At 38.7% G+C, this 5,000-nt stretch carries 3 protein-coding genes and 1 pseudogene; all 4 read left to right on the top strand.

All coding sequences use genetic code 11. From position 1 onward, the window contains the following. Positions 1-216: 216 nt before the first annotated feature. Positions 217-1,800: a glycerol-3-phosphate dehydrogenase/oxidase gene (locus tag PHC28_RS15490; protein ID WP_300102690.1), complete on the top strand. Its 1,584-nt coding sequence runs from the start codon at positions 217-219 to the stop codon at positions 1,798-1,800. A gap of 180 nt (positions 1,801-1,980) precedes the next feature. Beyond that, positions 1,981-3,477: a glycerol kinase GlpK gene (gene glpK, locus PHC28_RS15485; protein ID WP_300102687.1), complete on the top strand. Its 1,497-nt coding sequence runs from the start codon at positions 1,981-1,983 to the stop codon at positions 3,475-3,477. Positions 3,478-3,542: 65 nt separating this feature from the next. Further along, positions 3,543-4,280 (top strand): MIP/aquaporin family protein, encoded by a 738-nt coding sequence (locus PHC28_RS15480; RefSeq protein WP_300102693.1) that lies wholly within the window; start codon positions 3,543-3,545, stop codon positions 4,278-4,280. 159 nt (positions 4,281-4,439) lie between these two features. Continuing rightward, a pseudogene (locus PHC28_RS15475) lies at positions 4,440-5,000 on the top strand (tRNA (N6-isopentenyl adenosine(37)-C2)-methylthiotransferase MiaB); the annotation flags it as partial.

Below are 5,000 nucleotides of genomic sequence, written 5' to 3'. Positions count from 1 at the left end.
GCAGGGGACTCAACGATTACTAAATTCTTTGCCATTGCTTTGTTTTTCTGGGACAAAAGTAGAAGTTTTTTTTAAATATTGAGATTTTGAATTCATTTTTAAAATTTTTCCACCTATAATACACTTGAAATAAAGAACATAAATATGTTTTTTTTGTTCGGATTTATTTCATTATGTTTACTAATCAAACCATATCGACTTGAATAAAACCACAAAATGAAACGATCAGAACAATTAGCAAAACTCCAACAAACCCAAAATTGGGATGTAATCATAATTGGCGGTGGCGCTAGTGGATTAGGAACCGCCGTGGATTCGGCAAGCCGTGGATTCAAAACAATCTTGGTAGAAGCGGTAGATTTTGCCAAAGGAACTTCCAGCCGAAGCACAAAATTAGTTCACGGCGGAGTTCGTTATCTAGAACAAGGAAATATTTCCTTAGTTATAGAAGCCCTAAAAGAAAGAGGTTTAATGGCAAAAAACGCCGAGCATTTAGTCAAAAACCAATCTTTCATAATCCCAAACTACAACTGGTGGGGCGGCTATTTTTACAACATCGGACTTACCATTTATGATTTATTGGCAGGACGTTTAAGCTTAGGTAAATCCAAATACATTTCGAAGAAAAAAACCATAGAATTACTTCCCACGATTGAGCAAAAAGGATTGCGAAATGGAGTTATCTACCACGACGGGCAGTTTGACGATTCTCGAATGGCAATTAACTTGGCACAAACTGCTATCGAAAAAGGCGCTTGTGTTTTGAATTATGCCAAAGTAATCCATCTTCTAAAAGACAAAAATCATCAAGTCTTTGGTGTCATTGCAGAAGATCAGGAAACGGGCGAAAAACACGAATTAAAAGGAACGGCAATAATTAATGCAACTGGTGTTTTTACCAACTCGATTATGAAGATGAATGACAAAGTTTATAAAAAATATATTGTGCCAAGCCAAGGAATTCATTTGGTTTTTGATAAATCTTTTCTACCAAGCACGAATGCTTTGATGATTCCAAAAACAAGTGATGGCAGAGTGCTTTTTGCTGTTCCTTGGCACGACAAAATTGTTGTTGGCACAACGGATACATTGATAAAAAGCCATAGACTGGAACCAATAGCATTAGAAAAAGAAATAGAATTTGTGCTTGAAACCGCCCAAAGATTCTTGTCGAAAAAACCAACCAGAACCGATGTTTTATCCGTTTTTGCAGGATTAAGACCTTTAGCCGCTCCAGAAGAAAAAGGACAAAGTACCAAAGAAGTTTCCAGAAGTCACAAAATAATTGTTTCCGAAACCGGATTGATTACCATCACAGGCGGAAAATGGACAACCTACCGGAAAATTGCCGAAGACATTATAGAGAAAGCCATTAGCGTGCATAATTTACAAAAGTCGGTTTGCAAAACAGAAAATATTTCTATTCACGGGAATCAAAAAACCAGTACATTAGACCGTGAAAACCATCTTTATATTTATGGAACTGATATTCCTGAAATTTTGCAATTACAAGAAAACGAACCCGAATTAAAAGCAAAATTGCATCCGAATTATGAATTCACAATGGCCGAAGTGGCTTGGGCAATTCGCTACGAAATGGCCAGAACCATAGAAGATGTTTTGGCAAGACGTGTACGATTACTATTTCTGGATGCCCGCGCAGCAATTGATTCTTGTGAAAAAGTGGGAGATTTATTAGCCAAAGAATTGGGTTACGATGACACTTGGAAACAAAATCAAATCGCAGCATTTAAAACAGTAGCTAATGGATTTCTTTTGAAGGAATTTCGATTGGAATAAAAAAAATTAACCGCAGATTCGCAGATTTATTTTAAACCTTCTTTAATCTGCGACCCGAGACCAAAGGTCGAACTGACGAAGTAATCTGCGGTAAAATATATTTTAAGAAGAATACAAAATAAGTCAAAGTGAAAAGTCATAACTATTTTTATGACAAATAAAAACCATAAACCAACCAAAATGGAAAATAAATTAATCCTAGCCCTTGACCAAGGCACGACTTCTTCCAGAGCAATCCTGTTTAACCACGACGGAGAAATCGTAAATGTATCTCAAAAACCTTTTGAACAAATATTCCCAAAACCGGGTTGGGTAGAACACAATCCCAATGAAATATGGTCCTCCCAAATTAGCGTTGCTGCAGAAGTTATTGCAAAAAAAGGCATTTCCGGAAAGGAAATCGCAGCAATTGGCATTACCAATCAACGTGAGACTACTATTGTTTGGGATAGAGAAACCAGCGAACCTGTTTACAATGCCATTGTTTGGCAGGATCGCCGAACTTCAAAATATTGCGACGAATTGAAAGAGAAAGGCTATATTGATATGATTAAACAAAAAACAGGTTTGGTTTTGGACGCCTATTTTTCGGCGACAAAATTAAAATGGATTTTAGACAATGTCAAAGGTGCTCGCGAAAAAGCTGAACAAGGAAAACTATGCTTTGGAACCGTTGACACTTGGCTTATTTGGAAACTAACAAGCGGCAAATCCTTTATGACCGATGTTTCCAATGCCAGTAGGACGATGCTTTTGAACATTCACACCTTGGAATGGGACGACGAATTATTACAATTATTTTCTATTCCAAAAGCGATGTTGCCTGAAGTGAAACAAAGTAGCGAAATTTACGGAGAAACTTCCCCTACGCTGTTCACGACACAAATTCCAATTGCCGGAGTTGCCGGAGATCAGCAAGCGGCTCTTTTTGGACAATTATGCACCGACCCCGGAATGGTAAAAAACACCTACGGAACAGGTTGTTTTATGTTGATGAACACTGGCGAAAAACCGGTATATTCCAAAAATAATTTACTCACAACAGTTGCTTGGAAAATCAATGGCGTAACAACTTATGCTTTAGAAGGAAGCGTATTTGTTGGTGGCGCAGCCGTTCAATGGTTACGCGACGGTGCCAAAATGATTAATTCTGCCGAAGAAGTAGAAACCTTGGCGGCAAGCGTTCCTGACAATGGAGGCGTATACTTTGTTCCTGCTTTAACTGGTTTGGGTGCACCTTATTGGGATCAATATGCAAGAGGCGCAATTTTCGGAATCACCAGAGGAACTACAAATGCTCATATTGCAAGAGCTACATTGGAAGGAATTGCCTATCAAGTTTATGATTTGGTTAAAGCGATGGAAGCTGATTCCGGAACAAAAGGAAAAGAACTTCGTGTAGATGGCGGAGCAGTTGCCAATAATTTATTGATGCAATTCCAAGCTGATATTTTTGAATTTAAAGTCATTCGACCAAAAACTCTCGAAACAACGGCTTTAGGTGCTGCTTATTTGGCTGGATTAGCAGTGGGTTATTGGGAAAGCGTAGACGATTTACAAGAACAATGGTCAATCGACCGTGTATTTTCACCAAAAATGCCGAAAGATGCAGTAGATAAATTAATTCGAAACTGGGAAAAAGCAATAGGAAGAACTAAAAATTGGATAGCCCCCTAACCCCCGAAGGGGGAATTCCAAGCTAATAAATTGTAATATCGTAAATCAAATATCTTAAATCAAAAATCTTTATGACTCCATTTATAGCAGAAATTATAGGCACAATGCTTCTTATTTTATTAGGCAACGGCGTTGTTGCCAACGTAGTTTTATCAGGAACCAAAGGAAACAATTCAGGTTGGATTGTAATAACCGCCGGTTGGGCATTTGGCGTATTTGTTGGTGTCACGGTTGCTGGCCCAATAAGCGGCGCTCACTTGAATCCCGCAGTAACCCTTGCTTTGGCGATTGCAGGAAAATTTGCTTGGAACCAAGTTGGAATTTATATTCTTGCCCAATTAATTGGCGCAATGCTTGGCTCATTCTTGGTTTGGTTGTTTCACAAAGACCATTTTGCCATTACCGAAGACGAAGGCGGAAAACTCGCTTGTTTTTGTACTGGCCCAGCCATTAGAAACACTTTCTCTAATTTAACCAGCGAAATCATTGGGACATTTGTCTTGATTTTCGTGATATTTTATATCGCCGGTCCTGAACTTACTTTAAGTGCTGATTCAACTGCAAAAATTGGTCTTGGCACCATTGGTGCTTTGCCAGTGGCAATTTTGGTTTGGGCTCTTGGATTGTCTTTGGGCGGAACAACTGGTTACGCCATTAATCCTGCGAGGGATTTAGGACCACGAATTATGCACGCTATTTTGCCTATAAAAGGAAGTAGCGATTGGGCTTATGCCTGGATTCCTATTGTAGGACCAATTGTTGGAGCGGCATTGGCGGCTAGTTTGTATTTGGTTTTGCAGTAATCAGAATTTAATTTAAAACCTACATAACCCTTTCAGAAACTCAACTATGAAAGGGTTTTTGTTATAAAATACTGTTAATTCTTCGGCTGACATCTTGTCAGATTCATTCAAATAATTGTAACTTTGCATTCTTATTAAAACACACTTTTGAAAGTGACTATGGAAAAGATTATTGAAGAAAGCAAGCAAGGCGAAAGCTTAGTTTTAGATTATAAACCGGAGAATACCAAGAAACTCTTTATAGAAAGTTACGGCTGTGCGATGAATTTTTCGGATAGCGAAATCGTGGCTTCCATCCTATCGTCAAACGGATATAATACCACGCAAATCCTTGAAGAAGCTGATTTAGTTTTGGTAAATACCTGTTCGATTCGGGACAAAGCAGAACAAACAATCCGAAAACGTTTAGAGAAATACAATGCGGTGAAACGCACCAATCCGAAGATGAAAGTTGGCGTTTTGGGCTGTATGGCCGAACGTTTGAAAAGCCAGTTTCTAGAAGAAGAAAAAATTGTCGATCTTGTTGTTGGCCCTGATGCGTATAAAGATTTACCCAATTTATTGAGCGAAGTCGAAGAAGGTCGCGATGCTATTAACGTGATTTTGTCGAAAGATGAAACCTATGGCGATATTTCTCCCGTTCGATTGAATTCGAATGGAGTTTCGGCTTTTGTTTCCATCACACGTGGTTGCGATAATATGTGTACGTTTTGCGTGGTG

The sequence above is a fragment of the Flavobacterium sp. genome (genome assembly GCF_028712645.1).
Lineage (GTDB): Bacteria > Bacteroidota > Bacteroidia > Flavobacteriales > Flavobacteriaceae > Flavobacterium.
The sequence above is the reverse complement of the archived record's forward strand: the minus strand, read 5'-3'. Positions and strand labels throughout refer to the sequence as shown.